The organism is Kitasatospora purpeofusca (assembly GCF_042691725.1).
GTDB lineage: Bacteria > Actinomycetota > Actinomycetes > Streptomycetales > Streptomycetaceae > Kitasatospora > Kitasatospora purpeofusca_B.
This window is the reverse complement of the sequence record NZ_CP170483.1, coordinates 8,697,776-8,717,081: the sequence shown is the minus strand read 5'-3', so window position 1 is coordinate 8,717,081 and position 19,306 is coordinate 8,697,776. Positions and strand designations below refer to the sequence as shown.

Genomic DNA, 19,306 nt, shown 5'->3' with positions numbered 1-19,306 from the left:
GGTCATATGCCCCGGGCTCTTCCCGTCCGTGCGACGGATACCGGGACGGGGCGAGTGGGATGATGTCCGGCATGACGGATTCGGAGGCCCTCGGCGAGGGCGTGGTCCTGGACGAGCTGCTGCGAGCGGCGGCGGCCGACGAGGCCGGAGCGCTGTGGCGGCTGACCGGGGCGGAGCGTCAGCTGGACGCGAACGTGGTGCGGCTGCGGCCCGGGGCGTCCGTCGCCGAGCACGTCGAACCGGACCTGGACGTGCTGGTGCTGGGGATCGCCGGGCAGGGCACGCTGCGCTGCGGCGGCGTCGCGCACGCACTGGAGCCCGGCGTGCTGCGGCTGCTGCCGCGCGGCGCCGCGCGCGGCGTGTCGGCGGGGCCGGAGGGCGTCGTCTATCTGACGGTCCACCGGCGGCGGCCGGGCATGGCGATCCGGCCCCGCCCCTGACGCCCGACGGCGGACACCCGATCGGGCCCGGTCGGGCGCTACCGGGCCCCCAGCCCCACCAGGTAGCCGAGCACCGCGTCACGGGCGCCCGGCGGGGCGGTGAGGGCGATGTGGTTGTCCGGCCGGACGAGCACCAGGGCGTCGCCGATGACCCCGTACGCCCGGCGGACCGCGCCGTCGGGGTCCTCCAGCGGCACCGTGCGCACCCGGACGGGCAGTCCGGCCAGGGCCGGAAGCGCGCCCGGCCCGAGGCCGAGCAGAGTGAAGTGGTCGCCGGCGAAGTGCTCGAAGAGGCGGGCGGGCCCGCCGTCGGGCCCGGGGCAGGGGCTGTCGGGCGCCCGGTCCCCGGCCCGGACGGGGCCGGCGAGGCGGTCGTCGGCCAGGCTGCTCCACCGGTAGGCCAGCGCGAGGCCGGTGAGGTCGCCCACCCGCCCGACCTCGACCCCGATCCCGGGGGTGCTGATCCCCGCGGTGACGGCCGCCATCCCGGCACTGGTGACGTCGAGCGTCCAGGCGGCGATCGGCAGCCGCTCCTCCTGGTAGGTGTCCAACAGCGCCGGCCCGGCGAGGCCGCGCAGCACGTGGCCGAGCTTCCAGGCGAGGTTCCAGGCGTCCTGGATCCCGGTGTTCATCCCGAGCCCGCCCGCCGTCGGGTGGACGTGCGCGCAGTCGCCGGCCAGGAAGACCCGCCCCTCGCGGTAGCGCTCGGCCATCCGGACGTTGACCCGCCAGGTGGAGAGCCAGGTCGCGTTGTCCAGCCCGAGGTCCGCGCGCCCGGTGTGCAGGGCGGCCAGCCGCCGGAAGCTCTCCAGCGACGGGGCGACCGGCCGGCCGTCGGCGTCCGTCTCCGGGCTCGCCTGGAGCTGCCAGCGGCGGGTGCCGGGGAACGGGCAGAGCATGAACGCGCCCCGCGGTCCGAACCACTGGTGCCAGGCGGCCGGGTCCAGCCCCTCCACCTCCACGTCGCCGCAGACCATCACCGGCTCCGGGTCGCCGTCGCCGACGAACGGGATGCCGAGCAGCTTGCGCACCGTCGAGCGCCCGCCGTCGCAGGCGACCAGGTACTCGGCGGCGATCCGCCCGCCGTCGGCGAGCCGGACCTCCACCCCGGCGCCGTCCTGCCGCAGGTCCACCAGCTCGGTGGCGCGTTCGACCCGCACCCCGTGCTCGGCCAGCCGCTCGCGCAGCAGCCGCTCCACCCGGGTCTGCGGCAGCCACAGGCTCGCCGCGTACGGGGTGGTGGCGGTCGGCCGGACGCCGGCGAACGGCTCGGTCTCGTTGACGAACTCGCCGTCGAAGTACTTGCGGAACGGCAGGTGGGTGCGGCCCGCGGCCGCCAGCCGCTCGCCGAGGCCGAGGTCGGCGAGGACCTCCAGGCTGCGCGGGTTGAGCGTCTTGCCGCGCGAGCCGGTGGGGAACTCCGGCGCGCGGTCGATCACCCGCACCGCCACGCCCTGGCGGGCCAGCCCGCACGCCAGGGTCAGTCCGGTCGGTCCCGCCCCCGCGATCACCACGGTCGTCATGTGTCTCGCCCCTTCCGGTTGTCGATGCGCTCCATGAAACAGCAACTCGGTAACAAACACAACCGAGTAACGAACATGCCCGGGTTATGATTCCGCCATGACCCCCAACGAGCCGGACACGGGCCTGCGGACCCTGAAGAAGCAGCGCACCCGCCGGGCCATCGCCGACACCGCCATCGCCCTCTTCCTCGCCCGGGGCTTCGACCAGGTCTCGGTGGCCGAGATCGCCGCCGCGGCCGAGGTCTCCAAGCCCACCCTGTTCCGGTACTTCGCCAGCAAGGAGGAGCTGGTCCTGCACCGCTTCGCCGACCACCTCGGCGAGGCCGGACGGGTGGTCCGGGACCGCCCCGCCGGGGTCACCCCGCTGGACGCGCTGGAGCGCCACCGACTGGAGGGGCTGGCGGCCCACGACCCCAGCACCGGGATGACCGCCGATCCCGGGGTAGTCGCCTTCCTTCGGCTGGTCTACGAGACCCCCAGCCTCTCCGCCCACCTGGTGGACTACCTCGCCGCCGACACCCGCGCGCTCACCGAGGCCCTGGACCCGGACGGCGGCATGGCCGCCCGCCTGGTCGCCGCCCAGTACGTGGCCGTCCGCCAGGTGCTCTCCCGCGCCGTCTGGACCCGGCTCGCCGCCGGGCAGGGCGCCGAGGAGGTCGGCCGGATCGCCACCGCCGAGACCGCCACCGCCTTCGCCCTGCTGCGCGACGGGGCCGCCGCCCACGGATTCTGAGTACCGGGTCCGGAGGTTCCGGGTCCGAAGCTCCGGGTCCGAAGCTCCGGACCGGGCCGGACCCGAGCCGGACCCGAGCCGGTGAAGCACGTCACGGCCACGCCCCGTCGCCTCGCGGGGCCGTGGCGGGTAGGTTCCTGCCTCCAAGGGGGCGAGACTCCTTGGAAAAGGCGGATCCCGCCGTCAACGGTTCCTCCGATCAGAGAGGCACGAGTGATGACTGCACAGGGCTCCACGCACCACCCACCGCAGCGCATCGGTGTGGTCGCCGAGTCGACCGCCGGCGAGACCCGGGTCGCCGCGACACCGTCGACGGTCCGCGGCATCCTGGCCCTCGGCTACCGGGTCGTGGTCGACTCCGGGGCGGGCACGGCCTCCGGCTTCACCGACGAGGCCTACACCGAGGCCGGCGCGGAGACCGGCGACGCCTGGGCGGCCGACGTCGTCCTCAAGGTCAACGCCCCCTCCGCCGCCGAGCTCGCCCGGCTGCGCGACGGCGCCGTCCTGATCGGCCTGCTCGCCCCGGCGCAGCGGCCCGAGTTACTGGCGGCGCTCGCGGAGCGCCCGGTCACCGCGCTCGCGCTGGACGCGGTGCCCCGGATCTCGCGCGCCCAGTCGATGGACGTGCTCAGCTCGATGGCGAACATCGCCGGGTACCGGGCGGTGATCGAGGCGGCCCATGTGTTCGGGCGGTTCTTCACCGGCCAGGTGACGGCCGCCGGCAAGGTGCCCCCGGCGAAGGTGCTGGTGGCGGGGGTCGGCGTGGCCGGGCTCGCCGCGATCGGCGCCGCCTCCAGTCTGGGGGCCGTCGTCCGCGCCACCGACCCGCGGCCCGAGGTGGCCGACCAGGTCAGGTCGCTGGGCGGCGAGTACCTGGCGGTGGACGTCGCCCAGGAGGCGAGCACCGACGGCTACGCCAAGGCGACCTCGGCCGACTACGACCGCGCGGCGGCCGAGCTCTACCACGCGCAGGCGCGGGACGTGGACATCGTGGTCACCACGGCGCTGATCCCCGGCCGGCCGGCTCCGCGCCTGCTCACGGCGGCGGACGTGGCGGCGATGAAACCGGGCAGCGTCGTCGTCGACATGGCCGCCGCACAGGGCGGCAACGTCGAGGGCACGGTCGCGGGCCGCACGGTGGTCACCGGCAACGGCGTCACCCTCATCGGCTACACCGACCTCGCCTCCCGGCTGCCGGCCCAGGCCTCGCAGCTGTTCGGCACCAACCTGGTGAACCTGCTGAAGCTGCTGACGCCGGGCCATGACGGGCGGCTGGTACTGGACTTCGAGGACGTGGTGCAGCGGGCGGTGACGGTGGTCCGCGCGGGCGAGGTCACCTGGCCGCCGCCGCCCGTCGCCGTCTCCGCCGCTCCCGCCCCCGCCCCCGCGGCGGCGCCCGCCGCGACGGCCGGGGCGGCCGCCGAGCCGAAGCGGCCCCGACTCACCCAGGCGGCCCGGTTCGGCCTGATCGGCGCCGGCATGCTGGCGATGTTCCTGCTGGTCGGCTTCGCCCCGGCCCAACTCGCGCGGAACTTCACGGTGTTCGCGCTCGCTGTGGTGATCGGCTACTACGTGATCGGCAAGGTGCACCACGCGCTGCACACCCCGCTGATGTCGGTCACCAACGCGATCTCCGGGATCGTGGTGATCGGCGCGCTGCTGCAGATCGGGCACGAGCGCACACTCGTGACCGTGCTGTCCTTCGTGGCGATCCTGCTGACCAGCGTCAACATCTTCGGCGGCTTCGCCGTCACCCGCCGCATGCTGAGCATGTTCTCGACCTCCCCCGAAAGGCGCTGAGGCCCGATGACCTCCACAACGGCAGCCCACGCCGCGGACCTGGTCGCCGCCCTGCTGTTCATCCTCAGCCTGGCCGGGCTCTCCCAGCACCGCACCTCCCGGGCCGGTGTCGTGTACGGCATCGCCGGCATGGCCCTCGCCCTGGTCGCCACCGTCGTGGTGGCGGCGCAGAGCATCACCGCCGGCGCCGTCGCCCTGATCGTCGTCGCGATGGCGGTGGGCGGCGCGATCGGCCTGCTCCGGGCGCGGCAGGTCGAGATGACCCGGATGCCGGAGCTGATCGCCGTGCTGCACAGCTTCGTCGGCCTGGCCGCGGTGCTGGTCGGCTGGAACAGCTACCTGGAGGTGGAGGCGCACGGCGCGGCCCAGAGCGCCGTCTCCGGGGACCTGCTGGGCATCCACCACGCCGAGGTGTTCATCGGCATCTTCATCGGCGCGGTCACCTTCACCGGCTCGATCGTCGCCTTCCTCAAGCTGTCCGCGCGGATCGCCTCGCGCCCGCTGACACTGCCCGGCAAGAACGCGCTGAACCTCGGCGCGCTGGGCGCGTTCGTGGCGCTGACGGTCTGGTTCACGGTCAGCCCCGGCCTCGGCCTGATGATCGCGGTGACGGTGCTCGCCCTCGCGCTGGGCTGGCACCTGGTCGCCTCGATCGGCGGCGGCGACATGCCCGTGGTCGTCTCCATGCTCAACAGCTACTCCGGCTGGGCCGCGGCGGCCGCCGGGTTCCTGCTCGACAACAACCTGCTCATCGTCACCGGCGCGCTGGTCGGCTCCTCCGGTGCCTATCTGTCGTACATCATGTGCCGGGCGATGAACCGCTCCTTCCTGTCCGTCATCGCCGGCGGCTTCGGCATCGAGGCCCCGTCGGGCGGCGGCGAGGAGCAGGGCGAGCACCGGGAGATCCGGGCCGAGGAGGCGGCCCGGCAGCTGGCGGCGGCCAAGTCGGTCGTCATCACCCCCGGTTACGGCATGGCGGTGGCACAGGCGCAGCACCCGGTCGCGGAGCTCACCCGGCGGCTGCGCGAGCGCGGGGTGGAGGTGCGCTTCGGCGTCCACCCGGTCGCCGGGCGGCTGCCCGGCCACATGAACGTGCTGCTGGCCGAGGCGAAGGTGCCCTACGACATCGTCCTGGAGATGGACGAGATCAACGACGACCTCGCCGCCACCGCCGTCGTCCTGGTGATCGGCGCCAACGACACCGTCAACCCGGCGGCCATGGACGACCCCGCCAGCCCGATCGCGGGCATGCCGGTGCTGCGGGTCTGGGAGGCGGAACAGGTGATCGTGTTCAAGCGGTCGATGGCCTCCGGCTACGCGGGGGTGCAGAACCCGCTGTTCTTCCGGGAGAACAGCGCCATGCTGTTCGGCGACGCCAAGCAGAGCGTCGAGGACATCCTGCGCGCCCTGGACGCCGGACTCCCGTCGGGCGCGGCGGCCCAGGCCGCCGACCGGGCCGTGGTGTAGGGCCCGTCCCCAGCACAGGACGGACGGTCCGCCGGGCGGGGCATCGGCCCGGCGGACCCCCGGGCGGTCACGGCGCGGTCCTGGCGCGCTCGCGGCGCGCGCACGGCCAGACTCACGGCGCGCTCACGGCCGCACTCACGGCGCGGTCGCGGCCGGCGGGAGCAGCGGGCCGGTGAGCAGGGCGCCGTCCTGGCCGTACGGCCGACCGTTCGGCACGCAGCCGTGCAGGCCCTTGATCTGCTGCATCATCACCGGCGCCGGCGCCCCCGGGCCGGGGCACTCGACATGGCCCTGCCCGAGGATGTGGCCGACCTCGTGGTTGACGGCGAGGGCGTGGTACTCCTCGGACTGCCCGACGTAGAACTCCGACAGCTCGGTCCAGCGCTTGAGGTTGATGACGACCTGGCGGTTCGCGGCGCAGTTGACCCAACCGCCGGTGTCCAGCCCGTACTGGCCGCAGATCCGGTCGGTGGACTCCGGGGTGGCCAGGTAGACCGTGAAGTCCACCGGGTCGGCGGCCACCCGCTGGAACGCCCAGCCGCCGCCCGCGGCCCAGCCTCGCCGGGTGTCCCCGAGGACCTTGTCCACCTCGGCGGCGAACTCCTCCGGGCTCACCTTCAGCCCGTTCTCCGCCCGCACCTTGTAGTGGTAGAGCTTCTCGGCGGTCCCGAACCGGGCGGAGCCGCCGGTCGCCGTGGTGAACGCCAGCGGCTTCGGCGCGTCGTCGGCCCACGGCTTCCACCACAGCAGCCCCGCCGTCACGGCGGCCACCACCGCGAGCGCGACCGCCGCGTACCCCGCCCGCCCGCCGAGGGCGCCGAGGCCCGGCGCCCTCACCCGCACCACCGGGCGCGGGCGGCGGGTATCGCGGCGCCGGCGGGCGGCGCGGGGGCACAGATCGGCGGAACGGGCAGCAGAACGGTCACATCAGGATGGACGCGCCGCAACCCCCGTCCGGTTCAACGGGACCGCGGGCTACCGGCCGCGGGCGGCTCAGGACGGCCGCGCGCCGTCCGGGGCCACCGCCACCCAGTGCGCCGGCAGCTCGATCCGCTCGCCGCCGGGGGTGAACTCCGTCGTGGCCAGCGGGAGTTCACCGGAGGCGAGAACGGCGAGACCGGCCGCGCGGAGGAGGTCGCCGAAGGCCGCGTCGGCGACCTCGGCGGGGGCCAGCCCGTGGGAGAACACCGGGCGCAGCTTCGGCGGCGGGCCGGCCGGGCCGCCGGCGAGCTCGCCCAGGACGCGCTTGGCCGCCTCGGAGAGCTCGACGAGGAAGGCCCGGCCGTGTGCGCCGAGCAGCGTGGCGACGGCCTCGGCGACCGGAGAGCGGTCGGCCGGCTCACTCTGGTGGATCACACCGCGCAGGTACACATTGGCGTCGCCGAGCTGCTCGTGCAGGGCCCGGACGGCGGCCGGGTCGGTGGCGTCCAGCTGGACGTAGGCGGCCCGCCCCTCCGGGTCCGAGCGCCGGGCCAGCTCGACGGCGGCGGCGGACAGGTCGGCGCCGAGGACGCGGGCGAAGCGTCCGGCCAGGAAGCGGGTCTGGGTGCCGTTGCCGCAGCCGAGGTCGACGACCGGCAGTCCGGGGTCGGCCAGGTGCGGCTCGAACAGCGCGAGGTGGCGTTCGGCGGTGAGGGCCGGTTCCGCGTCCCAGATCACCGCCCCCGGGCCGTCGGGCGCTTCACGCCAAAAACCCTCCCAGGAGTCCCGGTACCGCTTCGTCACGCTCATCAGGGCCTCCCGAATGTCACACAGGGTATCCACAGCGTATCGCTCCGTCCCGCCGCCCGGCGGTCTGACCGGGGATGTCCGGACGGGGCTGTGCGGCGGGCCCGAAGTGGCCTTTACTGGAAGTGAACGCATTCGAGCCGGCGTGCCGGGAGGCGTTCCACCGCCCCCGGCGGCCCACCGGTTCGACCGGTGACACCCGGCAGGAGGCCGCGCCATGAGCCCGCCCTCACAGGATCAGGTCTTACCGCGCCTGATCGTCGACAACCCGGACCGGATCCGCGGCCGGGCGTACGTCCTCGACCACGACCCGCTGGTGGTCGGCCGGGACTCCACCTGCGGGCTCCAGCTCGTGGACCCGCTGCTCAGCCGGCGCCACGCCGTGCTGTGGTGGGCCGGTGGGCACACCACCGTGGAGGACCTGAGCTCCACCAACGGCACCCGGCTGAACGGCCACCGGGTGCTCGGCCAGCAGATCCTGCGCAGCGGGGACGTCCTGAACTTCGGCCCGCTGGAGGTGCACTACGAGGAGCCGGCGGACGCGGCGACCGCAGTGTCCGAGAAGGGCCCGGAGGCGTCGACCCTCGCCACGGGCGAGGGGCCGCCGGCTCCCGGGCACGGCGGTCGGGCCGTACCGGAGCCGCAGCACGCGACGGCGCGGAAGGAGTCCGCCCCGCCGGAGCGGGCCCGGCACCAGGAGCCCCCGCCGGGGCCCGCCACCCCGCCGAAGCCGCCCGCGCCCCCGCTGGACGTCCCACCGCCGGACGCGCCGCGGTTCGCGGTGGACCAGCAGCGGGCCGGGGAGAACCTCAACAACATCGGCAGGGACCAGGTCAACTACATCTGGCAGGAGGACCACCTGCAGGTGGCCCGCCGCGAGACCTTCTTCCGCAAGATCGCCGCCACCCGGACCTGGGCCCGGCACGTGCTGGTCGCGGGCCTGGCGCTCGCCCTGGTCGGCAGCGCCTACCTGGGGTGGGAGGGGTCGAACCCGGACGTGCTCGGCAACCGGATCCAGGGCATCGCGCACAATGCCGGCGTGGTGTTCGGGGTGGTCGGCGCGGTGCTGCTGGTCGCCGGCGGCGTGGTGCTGATCCGGACGGTGATCCGCCAACGTCGCTACGAGAAGGACGAGGAACGCCGGCTGAACCCGCACCCGTCGCCGTCCTCCGGCTGAGGCGGCCCGGATCCCTGACGAAAGGACCGTCATGGTCTTCCACATCGGCAGCCAGCAGGGCGGCGTCATCAACAACGTCGCGGGTGACCAGACCGTCCACGGCGGCCAGCGCGGCCGCCTCACGGCGGACGGCCGGGACGTGCGGGAGCTGGTCGGCGAGCTGCGCGCGGCCGTGGACCGGGCCCCGCTGCCCCCGGCGGTGGCACCCGAGGTCCGCTCCGAGCTCGACGCGCTGGACACCGAGGTCGCCCGCCCGGAGCCGGACCGCGAGGCGGTGGCGGGCCGGCTCACCCGCGTCACCCACCTGCTCAGCTCGGCGGGCGCCCTGGTGGCCGCCGGCACCGGCCTGATCGGACCGCTCTCGGCCCTGGCCGGCTGGCTCGGCACCCTGGGCGGCCCGATCCTCCAGGCCCTGGGCGTCTAGCACGGCGTCACAGCGTCACAGCGTCACGGTGCCGGTCACGACGGCGCGGTGGAGCCCCGGCGGCCGGCGCATGGCTCCTGGAAGGCCGGTGGAAGAACAGGCGAGGGCCCGGCGGGCGGGCGGGACGGGGTGACCTGCGGGCTTGCGGCGGGGCGCGGCAGCACCCCGGCCGGGCGGGGCTTCCGGCCGCGCGGCGGGCCTCGGAGGATGGCGGCGGACCTCCGACGACCAACGCCCGGAAGGACGTTCGCCTCATGCTCCGCCCACTCGCCCGGCTCGCCCCGGCGCTCGCCGCCGCCCTCGTCCTCGCCGCCGGCTCCCCCGCGCCCGCCGACCCGTTCGGCGGCCGGACCCCGCTCTCCCGCGACCTCGTCGGCGTGGGGGCGCAGGTGACCGACCAGCTGTTCAACCGGCTCTCCACCGACTACGAGGCGGCCCTGACCGCCGCCGGGGACCCGAACTCCCCGCGCCTCTACAGCTGGGACGCCACCGGGAGCAGCCCCGTCACCCCCAAGCTGGGCGCCTACGCGATCACCCGCCCCAACGGCACCGCCATGGGCCTCCTGGCGCTGAACGGCTACCACAGCGACACCGTCGACTTCGTCCGCACCACCCGCGGACCGCGGGCCGGCGACCCGCCCACCACCTACTTCGTCCCGCTGGCCAGGGACGCCGTCACCTGGGCCGCCCCCGCCGGCGCAGACGCCCCCGCCGACCTCACCCCGGCCCAACTGCGCGCCATCTACACCTGCCGGAGCACCACCTGGGACCGGCTCGACCCCGCCCTGCCGGCCACGCCGATCCGTCCGGCGCTCCCGGACCTCGGCTCGGAGACCCGGACCCAGTTCCTCGACGCGATCGGCGTCGGCGTCCTCGGCGGCTGCGTGACGACCGTCGGGGCGGAGAACCAGGGCTTGGACCCCCTCCTGGTGGACCCGGGAGCTGTCGTCCCGTACTCCATCGGGCACTACCTCGGCCAGGTCTACGGCGGGCACACCAGCCTCACCGACGACCCCGGCCCGCTCGTCCCGCGCGCGATCAACGGCAACCCGGCGGTGGACCCGGCCACCCACACCATCGGCTCCTGGTTCGCCGGCTCCGCCTTCGGCCACCCGGTCGGGGTCGCCGTCCGGGAGTCGGACTGGGTCGGCACCGACACCCACGGCGTCGCCCTGCGCGCCGTCTTCGGCCGGACCGGCTGGATCTGCCAGGGCTCGGGCGCGGCCGACCTCCAGAGCTACGGCTTCCTGCGCTTCCCGGCCGCCGTCTGCGGCACGCCCACCCACAGCTGACCGCGCCGCTGGAGGCCCCGGCGGGCCGCTCAGCCGTCGCCGAGGCGGCGGCCGGTCACCTCGTCCGGGGTGATCCGCACCCACAGCGGCCGGTCGCCGCCCGCCCAGGGCGTCGCGCCGGGCAGGTGGGCCAGCCGGTGCTCCTCCTCGGGGTCGTCGACGTGGTGCGCCGAGCCGAGCATCAGCACGCTCCAACCCTCGCTCAGCCGGTCGTCGATGTGGTCGACCTGGAAGGAGAGCGGCGAACCGTCCGGCGCCGCGGTGGAGCTCCGGGGCGCGGTGTGGTACACGATCGTCCGGCCGTCGACGGCGTAGTTCACCGGGTAGACGGTCGGCGCCGGTGTGCCGGGCAGGCCCACCCGGCCGACCCCGTGGGTGCCCACCAGCACCCAGCACTCCGGCTCGGAGAGGTGCAGCAGGACGGGCCGGGGCGTCCCCGGCGGGGGCTGCGACTGCCCCGGCGGCACATCGCCACGGTCCTCCAGCAGCTCCGCCCAGGTCATCCCGAGCGCGGCCGCGATCCGGACGAACCCGGCCGGGTCGAAGGCCGGGCCCGCCCCCAGCAGGTACCGCAGGTACGCGGGCGACATGGCCGCCTGATGGGCCAGGGTCCGGTCGTCGAGGCACAGCTCGTCACGGCGTTCGACGATCCGGCGGGCCACCGCGGCGGGGTCCGCCCGCCGGACGGCTTCGAGGTCGGGGGTGCGGTTCATGGGTCGACTCCTCGGCTCCTCGGCTCACGGTCTCCTCGTCACGCCCGCCCTTCGAACGCTCCCCTCGCAGGATCCCCGGCCCGGGCCCGGTCGGCGAGGGGCGTGGGCTGTTCGGGCGGTCCGCCGGTCAGGGCCTGCCGGGCCCGCCGAGCCTCGGGGCCGGAACCGGCGCGGCGGCGCCGACCAGGACGACGAGCTCATGGCCGCCGGGGTTGGTCTGCACGGGGACGGTGCGCCAGTTGTTGACCAGCCAGACGTTGCCCGAGGGGTCGATCTGCAGGCCGGTGTTCCGCTCCAGGCCGTCGCTCGGGTAGCCGGTGTCGGGCGGGGAGATCGGCTGTCCGGTACGGAAGCCGGGCGGGCAGGCGGTGAGGTCGGTCCCGCACAGCCGGGCGACGCGGTGGCCGCCGAAGTTCGCGACCCAGACCGTGTCCTCGCCGTCGACGGCGATGCCCCAGGGCAGGAACAGGCCGCCGTTGGTGAAGGGTGCGGGGGCCGGGGTGCCGTCGGGCCCGATCAGGGTGACCGAGGCGCCCGGGCGCGGGCCGCTGTCGCCGCCGACGGCGGCGTCCGCCAGCTCCTCCGCCGTGGTGTCCCCGCACGGGACCGGCAGGATGCCGCTGTTGCTGACCCAGGCGTTGCCCCGGCTGTCGGTGGCGACGGCCAGCGGACGGCGCAGGCCGCCGCCGGTGACGGTCCGCTCCGCGGCGCCGTCGGGGGCCAGGACCTGGACGCTGTCGCTGCCGTTGCCGGTGGCCCAGAGCCGGCCGGCCGGGTCCACGGCGGCGCCGAAGGGCTTGTACAGACCGGGGGTCGGAACCTCCCGGGCACGGGTCGCGTCGCCGTCCGGAATCCTGGTCAGGCTGTCCCCGCCGCAGTTGGCGACCCAGACGGTGCCGGCCCGGTCGGCGGCCATGCCCTGGGGCTGGGCGATGCCGCCCCGGCGCCAGCCGTCGGACGGGGACAGCGCGGTGCCGTCCGGGGCGAACTGCGAGACGCTGCGCTCCAGCGGCGTCGGGTCGACCGGGCAGCCGGAGCCCTGGAAACCGAAGTTGGCGACCCAGGCGCTGCCCCGCGCGTCGACGGTGACGCCGAAGCCGGCGCCGTAGAGGCCGCCGCCTTGGAAGGGCGCACCGGGGGCGTCACGGCCGGTGGGCGTGAACTTCAGCACCGTGCGGCCGCCGCAGACCGGGACGGCGGGGTCGGCGTCGTAGGCGTAGTTGTTGGTGACCCAGGCGTTGCCGTCCCGGTCGAAGGCGATGTTGCCGGGGCCGTCGAGTTCCCGGCCGTTGCCGTCGTAGCGCAGGGCGACGGTCCAGGCGGCCGGGGCGGCGGGCAGCGCGGGGAGGTAGCTCGGGGTGGTGGCGGCCAGGTCGTAGAGGGCGGCGGCGTTGTGGCCGGGGTCGTGGGCGATGTCCACGGCGGCCCGCAGGGTGTCGCGGGGCCGTGCGCGGCCGGGTCGGCGGGCCAGGTCGAACAGCCGGTCGCAGGCGTCGCCGGTGACGCAGGCGGCGAGCAGGTTGGCGAGGGTGTTGAACTCGGCCAGGGTGGAGGTGAGGTCACCGTTGGGCGGGGCGGCGAGCGTCGCGGCGATGCCACCGGTGCCGGTGTCGGCCAGGTTGTGCGCGACGCCGGCCGCGTTGCGCGGTCCGGGCCCGGTGCCGGAGATGCCGGACGGGCCGGTGAAGCGGGCCAGCGCGTAGGCGACGGCGACGGTCGTCCGCTCGTTGACGACGAGTTCGGGCGGGGCCTCGGCCCCGCTGAGCACGGCCGCGAGCACCACCGGCCCGTCCTGGGCGCCCCGCTCCCCGGCCCGGGGCAGGTCGGCGAGCACGTAGAGCACGGCGCGCGGGTCGTCGGGACGGCGGTAGTCGAGGCTGAACCGCCCGTCCTCCCCGCTGCGGGCGCGGGCCAGCACCTGCGGCGCGCCGTCCGCGCCGTCCCCCGCCCGGTAGAGCGTCACCTCGGCGCCCGCGAGCGGCGTGTCACCGCTGCGCACCACCCCGCACTGGTCGACCGGCTCCCACGCGGTGGGAACGGAGGTCACCGCGTGGGACGGCCCGGCGGCGAGCTGGGCCAGGAGGGCGGCGGTCAGCAGGACGCCGCGGCGTCGGCGCATGGCGGGGCTCCGTTCGGTCGCAGGCAGCGGGGCGGCCGCTCCGGCCGCCGCCCTCCTGCCTGCCACATCCCCGGGCCGCCCGCGCGCGACCGGCCGCAGGACGCGGCGGAAATTGCCCGGTACGGCCGAAGGCAGCCGGCCCGGGCCACGAGGTCCGGGGCGGTGGAACCGACCCGCAGCCCGGCGAAGCCGCCGTCCCGACGACCCGCGCGCGCCGACCACCAGCGGTTCGGCGTCCTCGGCGGCGGCGCCGAGCGCCGAGGCCGAGCGCCGACGTGGCGATGTCCTGGACCTCCTCGGTGTGCAGCCGCACGGCGGGGTGGCGCCCGGCGAGGACGTGCCACACCTCCTGCAGCGGCCGCCCCCGTCGGACGGCGGCCCGGGCGCCGGGTGGGGCCGCCGGGGCAGGGCACGCCGCGGGCGCAGTGGACGCGGTCCTCGTCCAGGGTGAGCCAGTCGAAGCAGGGCTGCGTCCGGCGGGAAGCAGACCCGTACGGCCTCGGGGCTCTTGTTCAGGACGCGGTCGACGAAGCCGGGTCCTGGTGGGAGAAGCCGTTGTGGTCCTGGCGCCGGACGTGCGAGGTGAGCAGGTGGTTGAGCGAGGCGATGGGGGCGCGCCAGGCGATCCCCCGGGTGGTGCGCGGCCACTTGATGCGCTGGTCGGGGGTCGCGGTTCGCCGGGCCCGCCGCCGGGGCCGGCCGGCCGCTGCCGGACGGGGCCGATGGTGGTGCTATGGAGGTGCGGGACGAAATCCGCGCGTCCGCGAGGACCACCCGAGGAGGACGAGATGAACGGCGAGCTGAGAGCCGCGGTCGGGGACCGCATCATCGTCCGCAGCACCCGGCCGGGCACGGTGCGTCGGGACGGCGAGATCGTCGGCCTCCACCACCCGGACGGGACCCCGCCCTACGACGTCCGCTGGTCGGACACCGGCCGGGTGACGGAGTACCTGCCCGGCCCGGACGCCCAGGTCCACCACTACCGGCACGAGGAGGACGACGGCTCCGCCGTGGTCAGCCCCCACCTCTTCGCCGACTGAGCGCCCGTGGGCACCGCCTGCCGGCCGCCCCGGACGCGGGCCACTGAGCGAGGGAGCCGATCGTGTCGAACGCCCAGGTCACGGATCTCTACGAGGCGACGATGGCGCTCTTCTGCCTGCGGGAGCGGATGACCGCGCCGGCCACCTTCGGCCTGTTCGTCCGCACGCCGCCGCCCGAGCGCGGGTTCCCGGTGGCGGCCGGGCCCGAGGCCGTGCCGGACCACCTGGCCGCCGTCCGGGTCGACGAGGAGGACGCCGCCGCGTTCGCGGACGCCCCGGGCCGCCCGTACCGGGACCTGGAACCGCTTCTGGGGCTGCGGTTCACGGGCGAGGTCCGGGCGGTCCCGGAGGGCCGGATCCTCCTCGCCGGTGAGCCGCTCCCGGAGGTCACCGCCCCGCTGCCGGAGGCCCGGCTGGTGGAGTCGTACCTGCGGCGCAGGCACGGTGTGCCGGCCGCCGACCGGGCCGCCCGGCTGGGCGCCGTGGTCGGGTTCGCCCGGACGGGCAACGTGGCGGCGCCCCGCGCCCGCCCGGGGCCGGTGGACCCTCCCGGCCGCACGGCGCCCCGCGCGGCACGGGAACGGGGCCCGACGGCGCCACCGTCCGGTGGTGGGCCGACGAGTGTGGAGGAGCCATGACAGCCACGACCCCCGGCCACGGAAGCACCCCGGTCGTCCTCGGGGTGGACGCCGACCCCGGCCCGATGGCCACCGCCTGGGCCGCGGACGAGGCGGCCCGCCGCGGGCTGCCGCTGCGGCTGGTCCACGCCGTCCCCTCGGTGGCCCGCGAGTCCCGGCCGTTCGACGAGGGCCGGTACCGCAAGGCGCTGCGCGAACGCGCCGACGAGGCCCTCAACCGGGCCGCCGCCGAGGCCCGCGCCCGGCAGCCGGGCCTGGCGGTCACCACCGTGGTCGCGGAGGACGTGCCGGCGCCGGCGCTGTGCCGGGAGTCGGCGCACGCCGCGCTGGTCGTCCTCGGCACCCGGCGGCTGAGCCGGGTCGAGGAGGTGCTGAGCCTCGCCTCGGTGACCGTCCCGGTGAGCGCCCAGGCCCACTGCCCGGTGGTCGTGGTCCCCGGCCCGGAGCACGTCACCCAGGAGCCTCCGTACGTCGTGGCCGGCGTGGACGGCAGCCCCTCCTCGACCGCCGCCGTCCGGTTCGCCCACGACCTCGCCTCCCGGCGGAACGCCGACCTGCGCGCCGTGCTGGTCCGGCGCCGTCTCCCGCTCGGCGGGCGGCCCGACCGGGACGAGGCCGAGGCCGAACTGCGGCGGCTGCTGTTCGAGGCCACGGCCGGCCTGCCCGCGCTGGACCCCGGCGTGCACCTCACCCACGAGGTGCTGCACGGGCACCCCGTCGAGGAAATCGCCCGGGCCTCCGAGCACGCGCTCGCCGTCGTGGTCGGGCGGCGGGGCCGCGGCGGGTTCACCGGCATGCGGCTCGGCTCCGTGCCGCACGGGCTGCTCCGCCGCGCGCACTGCCCGGTCGTCATCGTCCCGATGCCGCCCGAGGAGGGCGGCTGACCCCCGCCGAACCCCCTGGGAGACCGCCGTGAACGGACCCGTCGTCGTCGGATTCGACGGCACGCCGGCCTTCGCCCGGCCCGGCTGCGGATCGTGCACGGCCGGGAACCGCCGATCGGCAGCGAGCACCTGGCCGCCACGGCGGTCGAGGGCACCGAGGGGGACCTGCCGGCGGTCGGCCGGGACCTCCTGGACGCCCTGCCGGCCACCTGGCGGGACCGCTTTCCGCAGGTGGACGCGACGGCCGAGCTGCTGCACGCCACGCCCGCCGACGCCCTGCCCGCCGCCTCGGCGACGGCTGGCCCGGTCGTGCTGGGGCGGCGCGTGCGGCGGTGGCCGCTGCTCCGGGACCGTTCGGCGAGCGCGCGGGACCGAACGGCCCACCCGCCGGCCCCGGTCACCGGGGCAGCCTGGAGGTGAGGACCGGTGAAACACCGACGAGAGGTGACAGCCATGCACACCGTGATCGTGTACGAGAGCATGTACGGCAACACCCGCGAGATCGCCGAGGCCATCGCCGAGGGCGTCCACGAGGCCGCCCCCGGTGCGGCCGTCGACTGCCTGCCGGTGGCCGAGGCCTCCGCCGAACTCACCCGGTCCGCGGACCTGCTGGTGGTCGGCGGCCCGACCCACATGCGCGGCATGTCCTCCGGTCTCAGCCGCCGGATGGCCGCCGGCGCGGAGGCCAAGAAGGAAGGCCACGAGGAGGCCGCCCGGGAGGCCCACGAGACCGCCGAGGGCGAGGGCCTGCGCACCTGGTTCCGCCACCTGCCCGACATCGAACCCGGCACCCACGCCGCCGCCTTCGACACCCGGGGCGCCGGCGCCGGCAGCGGCGGCGCGGCGCCGGGCATCGCCCACCGTCTCGCGCACCACCACTACGACGTCGTCGTCGAGCCCGAGGGCTTCGTCGTCGAGGGCGTCGACGGCCCGCTGCGCGCGGGCGAACTGGACCGCGCCCGTGACTGGGGCGCCGGCCTCGTCTGACACCTGCCCCGGGAGGCCGGGGCGGGACCCCCTCCCGCCGGAACCCCGTGGTCGAACGGACGGAACGGTGATGAGCACCGACGCCGCCACGACGCCGATGCGCACCCCGCACGGAAGTCCCTTCCCCTCCGGGCTCCGCCTTGCGGGCGCAGGCTGACACAGGGCAGCCGACCACCGGCACCGGCCTCCCCGGAGACCAGGAGTTCGCGGGCGGGCCGGGCGGCGCGGGCGGCCGGGCCCTGCCGCTCAGTCTCCCGTCCCCGGACCGGTGTCCCCGGTGCGTTCGGCGGACGCCGCCGTCCCGGCCCGCGGGGGGACCGGGGAGGGGCTCTACGGCTTGCGGAGCGAGGTGGGCGGCTGCCCGGCACCGAGGACGGCGAGCACGACCTTCCCGTCGACCGTCTCCTCCGCCATCAGCCGCCCGGCGAGCTCGTCCAGGTGCCGGCGGTGGCCGCGCAGGAGGTCCACCGCCCGCTGCTCGGCCTGCCGCAGCAGCCGGGCCACTTCCTCGTCGACCACGTGCTGGGTCTGCTCGGAGTACGGACGGCGCAGCCGGTCCTCGAGGGACTCGCCGAGGTACTGGGGCGTGCCGGACGCGTACCCGACGGGTCCCAGGGCGGCGGAGAGGCCGAACTCGCGGACCATGCGGGTGGCGACGACGGTCGCGTTGGCGAGGTCGTTGGCGGCGCCGCTGGAACCCTCGCCGAAGACAACCAGTTCCGCCGCCCGGCCGCCGAGCTGGACGGCCAGCAGGTCCTCCAGGTACCCCTCGCTGTAGAGGTGCCGTTCGGCTTCGGGAAGTTGCTCGGTCGCGCCGAGGGCCATGCCGGCGGGCAGGATGGTGACCTTGGCGACCGGGTCGGCGTGCTCGCAGAGCGCGGCCATCAGGGCGTGGCCGGACTCGTGGACGGCGACCGCGCGGCGTTCCTCCGGGAGCAGGGCGTTGGAGGGCTCCCGGCGACCGAGCAGGACCCGGTCCCGTGCGGTGTCCAGGTCCAGCGCCGTGATGACGGTGCGGCCGGCGTGCACGGCGTTGATGGCGGCCTCGTTCACCAGGTTGGCGAGGTCCGCCCCGGAGAACCCGGGTGTGGCCCTGGCGGTGCGGCCCAGGTCGACGTCCTCGGCCAGCGTCTTGCCATGGGCGTGCACCGCGAGGACGGCCGCCCGCTCGGCCTGGTTCGGCAGCGGGACCGTGACCTGCCGGTCGAAGCGGCCGGGCCGCAGCAGGGCCGGGTCGAGGGCGTCGGGGCGGTTGGTCGCGGCGAGCACCACGATGCCGGCGCTCTGGTCGAAGCCGTCCATCTCGGCGAGGAGCTGGTTGAGGGTCTGCTCCCGCTCGTCGTTCCCTCCGAGCCGCGCTCCCCCACCGCGGCGGGCACCGACGGCGTCGATCTCGTCGATGAAGACGATCGACGGCGCCCGCTTGCGCGCCTCCTCGAACAGGTCGCGGACCCGGGAGGCGCCGACGCCCACGAACATCTCCACGAACGCGGACCCGGTCACCGACAGGAACGCCACCTCGGCCTCCCCGGCGACCGCGCGCGCCAGCAGCGTCTTGCCCGTACCCGGCGGACCGACCATGATCACCCCCCGCGGGCCCTTCGCCCCGGCGGCGGCGTACCGCTCGGGGCTGCGCAGGTACTCCACGACCTCGCTGACCTCCTGCTTCACCCCCTCGTAGCCCGCGACGTCGGCGAACCGGGTGTTCGGCCGCTCCGCCTCGATGATCTTCGCCCGGGACCGCCCGATCGCACTGAGACCGCCGGTCATCGCCTTGCTCGCCGCCCGCCCCGACCAGAGGAACAGCCCCACCAGGACGATCAGCGGCAGGAAGACGAACAGGGTGGTGAGCACCGAGCCGCCGCCGGTGGACTTCGCCGTGATCTCCACCTGCTGGGTCTGCAACTGCCGGGTGAGCCCGCTGTTGTCCAGCGCGGTCGGGATCTGGGTGGTGAACTTGGTGCCGTCCTTCAGCGTGCCGCTGACGGCGCCCTTGTCGGTGATCTCGACCGTCTTGACCTGGCCCGCGCCGACCCTGCCGGTGAAGTCGGTGTACGAGTACCGGTCGGCCGTGCCGGACGGGACCCGGGTCACCAGGACGAGGAGCAGCGTCACCGCGACGAGGACCGGCAGCAGCCAGCGCCGCAGGCCCGAGGGCGGCAGTCCCGGTGGCCGCCCGGCGGGCTTCGGGGGGTCGGGCGGCAGTCCCGGCTTCGCCCTGCCGGTCGGGTGCCGGGCGGGGAAGCGATCGCGTGTGGTCATCTCGTGCCTCCGCCTCCATGGTCCGCCACCTCGCGGGCCGCGGGCAGGGCCGTCCGGCCCGCCCGGGGCACGACGACGG

Annotated in this window: 17 protein-coding genes and 2 pseudogenes; 12 read left to right on the top strand and 7 right to left on the bottom strand. The window is 75.8% G+C overall.

Annotated features, from left to right (window positions below):
• The first annotated feature begins 71 nt into the window (after positions 1–71).
• Positions 72–440, top strand: coding sequence for a cupin domain-containing protein (locus ACFCLZ_RS37340; protein ID WP_380282363.1), 369 nt, complete (start codon positions 72–74; stop codon positions 438–440).
• A gap of 38 nt (positions 441–478) precedes the next feature.
• On the opposite strand, the gene ACFCLZ_RS37335 is transcribed toward ACFCLZ_RS37340, so the two are convergent.
• On the bottom strand, positions 479–1,963 hold the full coding sequence (locus tag ACFCLZ_RS37335) for an FAD-dependent monooxygenase (protein ID WP_380282362.1): 1,485 nt from the start codon (positions 1,961–1,963) through the stop codon (positions 479–481).
• 97 nt (positions 1,964–2,060) lie between these two features.
• On the opposite strand from ACFCLZ_RS37335, the gene ACFCLZ_RS37330 reads away from it, so the two are divergent.
• The 3 genes from ACFCLZ_RS37330 to pntB all read left to right on the top strand — a co-directional run bounded on the left by ACFCLZ_RS37330 (position 2,061) and on the right by pntB (position 5,963).
• Positions 2,061–2,696 (top strand): TetR family transcriptional regulator, encoded by a 636-nt coding sequence (locus tag ACFCLZ_RS37330; protein WP_380282361.1) that lies wholly within the window; start codon positions 2,061–2,063, stop codon positions 2,694–2,696.
• A gap of 216 nt (positions 2,697–2,912) precedes the next feature.
• Complete coding sequence (locus ACFCLZ_RS37325) at positions 2,913–4,496, top strand: Re/Si-specific NAD(P)(+) transhydrogenase subunit alpha (protein ID WP_380282360.1); 1,584 nt, start codon at positions 2,913–2,915, stop codon at positions 4,494–4,496.
• 6 nt (positions 4,497–4,502) lie between these two features.
• The gene (pntB, locus tag ACFCLZ_RS37320) at positions 4,503–5,963 is read left to right on the top strand and encodes a Re/Si-specific NAD(P)(+) transhydrogenase subunit beta (RefSeq protein ID WP_380282359.1); all 1,461 of its coding nucleotides are present in this window, start codon (positions 4,503–4,505) and stop codon (positions 5,961–5,963) included.
• A 135-nt stretch (positions 5,964–6,098) separates the two neighbouring features.
• Here pntB and ACFCLZ_RS37315 read toward each other — a convergent pair whose 3' ends face one another.
• Together ACFCLZ_RS37315 and ACFCLZ_RS37310 are read right to left on the bottom strand one after the other, a co-directional pair.
• On the bottom strand, positions 6,099–6,800 hold the full coding sequence (locus tag ACFCLZ_RS37315; RefSeq protein ID WP_380282358.1) for a DUF3152 domain-containing protein: 702 nt from the start codon (positions 6,798–6,800) through the stop codon (positions 6,099–6,101).
• Between the two features lie 156 nt (positions 6,801–6,956).
• Complete coding sequence (locus tag ACFCLZ_RS37310; protein WP_380282357.1) at positions 6,957–7,694, bottom strand: class I SAM-dependent methyltransferase; 738 nt, start codon at positions 7,692–7,694, stop codon at positions 6,957–6,959.
• 214 nt (positions 7,695–7,908) lie between these two features.
• Between ACFCLZ_RS37310 and ACFCLZ_RS37305 the strand changes: the two genes are divergently transcribed.
• The 3 genes from ACFCLZ_RS37305 to ACFCLZ_RS37295 all read left to right on the top strand — a co-directional run bounded on the left by ACFCLZ_RS37305 (position 7,909) and on the right by ACFCLZ_RS37295 (position 10,584).
• Positions 7,909–8,868: an FHA domain-containing protein gene (locus ACFCLZ_RS37305; protein WP_380282356.1), complete on the top strand. Its 960-nt coding sequence runs from the start codon at positions 7,909–7,911 to the stop codon at positions 8,866–8,868.
• A 31-nt stretch (positions 8,869–8,899) separates the two neighbouring features.
• Positions 8,900–9,292 carry a hypothetical protein gene (locus ACFCLZ_RS37300; protein ID WP_380282355.1) on the top strand — a complete coding sequence of 131 codons (393 nt, stop codon included), beginning with the start codon at positions 8,900–8,902 and terminating at the stop codon, positions 9,290–9,292.
• A gap of 254 nt (positions 9,293–9,546) precedes the next feature.
• The gene (locus ACFCLZ_RS37295; protein WP_380282354.1) at positions 9,547–10,584 is read left to right on the top strand and encodes a substrate-binding domain-containing protein; all 1,038 of its coding nucleotides are present in this window, start codon (positions 9,547–9,549) and stop codon (positions 10,582–10,584) included.
• Between the two features lie 29 nt (positions 10,585–10,613).
• Here ACFCLZ_RS37295 and ACFCLZ_RS37290 read toward each other — a convergent pair whose 3' ends face one another.
• The 3 genes and pseudogenes from ACFCLZ_RS37290 to ACFCLZ_RS37280 all read right to left on the bottom strand — a co-directional run.
• Entirely contained in the window at positions 10,614–11,297 is a 684-nt protein-coding gene (locus tag ACFCLZ_RS37290; RefSeq protein ID WP_380282353.1) for a pyridoxamine 5'-phosphate oxidase family protein, read from the bottom strand.
• A gap of 127 nt (positions 11,298–11,424) precedes the next feature.
• A complete protein-coding gene (locus ACFCLZ_RS37285) occupies positions 11,425–13,416 on the bottom strand; it encodes a hypothetical protein (protein WP_380282352.1) in 1,992 nt (663 codons plus the stop codon).
• A 413-nt stretch (positions 13,417–13,829) separates the two neighbouring features.
• Positions 13,830–14,078: pseudogene (locus ACFCLZ_RS37280) on the bottom strand (phosphoketolase); the annotation flags it as partial.
• Between the two features lie 126 nt (positions 14,079–14,204).
• Here ACFCLZ_RS37280 and ACFCLZ_RS37275 point away from each other — a divergent pair.
• From ACFCLZ_RS37275 to ACFCLZ_RS37255, 5 genes and pseudogenes are all read left to right on the top strand, one after another.
• On the top strand, positions 14,205–14,456 hold the full coding sequence (locus tag ACFCLZ_RS37275) for a DUF1918 domain-containing protein (RefSeq protein ID WP_380282351.1): 252 nt from the start codon (positions 14,205–14,207) through the stop codon (positions 14,454–14,456).
• 62 nt (positions 14,457–14,518) lie between these two features.
• Positions 14,519–14,983, top strand: a pseudogene (locus ACFCLZ_RS37270) (nicotinate phosphoribosyltransferase); the annotation flags it as partial.
• 107 nt (positions 14,984–15,090) lie between these two features.
• On the top strand, positions 15,091–15,978 hold the full coding sequence (locus ACFCLZ_RS37265; RefSeq protein WP_380282350.1) for a universal stress protein: 888 nt from the start codon (positions 15,091–15,093) through the stop codon (positions 15,976–15,978).
• Between the two features lie 93 nt (positions 15,979–16,071).
• On the top strand, positions 16,072–16,398 hold the full coding sequence (locus tag ACFCLZ_RS37260; RefSeq protein WP_380282349.1) for a hypothetical protein: 327 nt from the start codon (positions 16,072–16,074) through the stop codon (positions 16,396–16,398).
• Positions 16,399–16,431: 33 nt separating this feature from the next.
• Complete coding sequence (locus ACFCLZ_RS37255; protein WP_380282348.1) at positions 16,432–16,965, top strand: flavodoxin family protein; 534 nt, start codon at positions 16,432–16,434, stop codon at positions 16,963–16,965.
• Positions 16,966–17,295: 330 nt separating this feature from the next.
• Here ACFCLZ_RS37255 and ftsH read toward each other — a convergent pair whose 3' ends face one another.
• The gene (ftsH, locus tag ACFCLZ_RS37250; protein WP_380282347.1) at positions 17,296–19,227 is read right to left on the bottom strand and encodes an ATP-dependent zinc metalloprotease FtsH; all 1,932 of its coding nucleotides are present in this window, start codon (positions 19,225–19,227) and stop codon (positions 17,296–17,298) included.
• Positions 19,228–19,306 lie beyond the last annotated feature (79 nt).

What these genes read in the sequence shown, in the direction of transcription:
- ACFCLZ_RS37340 (WP_380282363.1), top strand. Translation starts at nt 72, where the DNA reads ATGACGGATTCGGAGGCCCTCGGCGAGGGCGTGGTCCTGGACGAGCTG.
- ACFCLZ_RS37335 (WP_380282362.1), bottom strand. Translation starts at nt 1,963, where the DNA reads ATGACGACCGTGGTGATCGCGGGGGCGGGACCGACCGGACTGACCCTG.
- ACFCLZ_RS37330 (WP_380282361.1), top strand. Translation starts at nt 2,061, where the DNA reads ATGACCCCCAACGAGCCGGACACGGGCCTGCGGACCCTGAAGAAGCAG.
- ACFCLZ_RS37325 (WP_380282360.1), top strand. Translation starts at nt 2,913, where the DNA reads ATGACTGCACAGGGCTCCACGCACCACCCACCGCAGCGCATCGGTGTG.
- pntB (WP_380282359.1), top strand. Translation starts at nt 4,503, where the DNA reads ATGACCTCCACAACGGCAGCCCACGCCGCGGACCTGGTCGCCGCCCTG.
- ACFCLZ_RS37310 (WP_380282357.1), bottom strand. Translation starts at nt 7,694, where the DNA reads ATGAGCGTGACGAAGCGGTACCGGGACTCCTGGGAGGGTTTTTGGCGT.
- ACFCLZ_RS37305 (WP_380282356.1), top strand. Translation starts at nt 7,909, where the DNA reads ATGAGCCCGCCCTCACAGGATCAGGTCTTACCGCGCCTGATCGTCGAC.
- ACFCLZ_RS37300 (WP_380282355.1), top strand. Translation starts at nt 8,900, where the DNA reads ATGGTCTTCCACATCGGCAGCCAGCAGGGCGGCGTCATCAACAACGTC.
- ACFCLZ_RS37295 (WP_380282354.1), top strand. Translation starts at nt 9,547, where the DNA reads ATGCTCCGCCCACTCGCCCGGCTCGCCCCGGCGCTCGCCGCCGCCCTC.
- ACFCLZ_RS37290 (WP_380282353.1), bottom strand. Translation starts at nt 11,297, where the DNA reads ATGAACCGCACCCCCGACCTCGAAGCCGTCCGGCGGGCGGACCCCGCC.
- ACFCLZ_RS37285 (WP_380282352.1), bottom strand. Translation starts at nt 13,416, where the DNA reads ATGCGCCGACGCCGCGGCGTCCTGCTGACCGCCGCCCTCCTGGCCCAG.
- ACFCLZ_RS37275 (WP_380282351.1), top strand. Translation starts at nt 14,205, where the DNA reads ATGAACGGCGAGCTGAGAGCCGCGGTCGGGGACCGCATCATCGTCCGC.
- ACFCLZ_RS37265 (WP_380282350.1), top strand. Translation starts at nt 15,091, where the DNA reads ATGACAGCCACGACCCCCGGCCACGGAAGCACCCCGGTCGTCCTCGGG.
- ACFCLZ_RS37255 (WP_380282348.1), top strand. Translation starts at nt 16,432, where the DNA reads ATGCACACCGTGATCGTGTACGAGAGCATGTACGGCAACACCCGCGAG.
- ftsH (WP_380282347.1), bottom strand. Translation starts at nt 19,227, where the DNA reads ATGACCACACGCGATCGCTTCCCCGCCCGGCACCCGACCGGCAGGGCG.